The sequence below is a fragment of the Deltaproteobacteria bacterium PRO3 genome (assembly GCA_030263375.1).
GTDB lineage: Bacteria > UBA10199 > UBA10199 > DSSB01 > DSSB01 > DSSB01.
Genome location: SZOV01000193.1, coordinates 1 through 1,770 on the forward strand (window position 1 = coordinate 1; position 1,770 = coordinate 1,770).

Sequence of the window (1,770 nt, forward strand, 5' to 3'; positions counted from 1 at the left end):
GATGCGCGTGGCGACCGCCCTGCGGCGCGGTGCCGTCTTGCACCGCCAGGACCTGCCGGCCTCCTGGCAGGAGAAGCTCAAAGGCGGGGGACACAAGTCCGTACTTCCGGCGAAGCCCGCAGCCGAGGCCGCACTCCCGGCCGGCGGCGCCGACTCGCCCTTCCTCCCCGGCAAGACCTGGCGCGAGATCGAGACCTTGATCCTCGCGAAGGCCCTGCAGCGCTTCGACATGGACGTGAAGCGGGCCGCGGCCTCGCTGAGGTGCGCGCCCTCCAAGCTCTACCAGCGCCTGCGCGAAGACCGCGTGGCCGAGCGCGCGGCGGAGTGGGCGGCCCAGCCCTGGAGCTACCCGGAGGGCGAAACCCTCGACTCGCTCAAGCGCCAAGTCTTCGCGGAGGCCCTGCAGCGCAACGGCGACAGCCCCTACGCCGCGGCCCGCCAACTCGGGGTGAGCGCGGGCACCATCTATCAATGGAAATAGGCCCCCCTGCCTCCAGTCCGCCGAAAAGCGATGGACAGGCTAAGCCCGCCCATACTAAAGATTTTTCCGTGAAGCCCCTGCGCTACATCGCGGTCGAAGGCCCCATCGGCGTCGGCAAGACGACGCTGACCCGGCTGCTCGCCGAAGAATTCAAGGGCCGCATCGTCCTCGAGGAGGCCGAGGAAAACCCCTTCCTGCCTTCTTTCTACAAAGATCCGAAGGGCTTCGCCTTCCAGACCCAGGTCTTCTTCCTGCTCTCCCGCTACCAGCAGCAGAAGGTCTTGATGCAACAGGATCTCTTCAAGCAGGCGACGATCTCCGACTACATCTTCGCCAAGGACCGCATCTTCGCCATGCTCAACTTGAGCGAGGAGGAGATCAACCTCTACGACAAGCTCTACCGCGTCCTCGACGCGCAGGTGCCCAAGCCCGACCTGGTGATCTTCCTCCAGGCCAGCGTCGAGGCGCTGCGCGAGCGCATCAAGAAGCGCGGCATCGCCTACGAGAAGTCGATCTCCGGCGAGTACATCGAACGGCTCTGCCAGGCCTATAACCAGTTTTTCTTCGAGTACGACGAGACCCCGCTCTTGACGGTCAACTGCACCGAGATCGACATCGTCAAGAACGAAGAGGACTACAAGAATCTCCTGAAAGAGATCCTGAACATGCGGAAGGCGAAGCTCGACAAGCACTACGTTTCAATCAGTTCCGTTCGTCCCTAAGTCCTTTGCCGGGGCATAACTCTTGACGGTTCCCGTTTTTGAGCTTAGTTTAAAAGTATGACTAAGTTGAATATTCACGAGGCGAAGACCCATCTTTCCAAATATTTGCTGAAGGTGGAAGAGGGCGAAACCGTCCTGCTTTGCCGCAACGGCAAGCCGGTGGCTCAGATTGTTCCCTTGTCCAAGGGGCGGGCGCCCAAGCGCCGTCGCCTGGGTTTGGCCAAGGGCATGGGCAAGGTCACCGCCGCGTTTTTCGAGCCCTTGTCCGACCGGGATCTGCCGGGATTTGGCCTATGAAATGCCTCCTGGACACCGCGACCTTTCTTTGGATGATCTTTGGCGAGGAGGCGAGGCTTTCTAAGCGGGCGCTGAGGATAGTTCAGGAAAGCGAAGAAATTCATTTGAGCGCCGTCTCGGTATGGGAGATCGTTATTAAATACGGAATTGGAAAACTTTCCTTGAAGGCTCATCCCAAGACTTGGTTGCCGGAGATTGTCCTCGAGATGGGGCTAAAGTCCCTTCCCATCTCCCAGCGCCATGTCCTGGAAGTCGCCGAGTTGAAAGACG

3 protein-coding genes are annotated in these 1,770 nt (G+C 60.4%); all 3 read left to right on the forward strand.

The features are described 5' to 3' along the window. Window positions 1-471 precede the first annotated feature (471 nt). On the forward strand, window positions 472-1,203 hold the full coding sequence (locus FBR05_15240) for a deoxynucleoside kinase (protein ID MDL1873534.1): 732 nt from the start codon (window positions 472-474) through the stop codon (window positions 1,201-1,203). Between the two features lie 57 nt (window positions 1,204-1,260). Then, on the forward strand, window positions 1,261-1,500 hold the full coding sequence (locus tag FBR05_15245) for a type II toxin-antitoxin system Phd/YefM family antitoxin (protein ID MDL1873535.1): 240 nt from the start codon (window positions 1,261-1,263) through the stop codon (window positions 1,498-1,500). Further along, the coding region (locus FBR05_15250; GenBank protein MDL1873536.1) for a type II toxin-antitoxin system VapC family toxin at window positions 1,497-1,770 on the forward strand (274 nt) is incomplete at its 3' end. The genes FBR05_15245 and FBR05_15250, both read left to right, overlap by 4 nt.

Coding starts and splice junctions, on each gene's coding strand:
- FBR05_15240 (MDL1873534.1), top strand. CDS start 472: ATGGAAATAGGCCCCCCTGCCTCCAGTCCGCCGAAAAGCGATGGACAG.
- FBR05_15245 (MDL1873535.1), top strand. CDS start 1,261: ATGACTAAGTTGAATATTCACGAGGCGAAGACCCATCTTTCCAAATAT.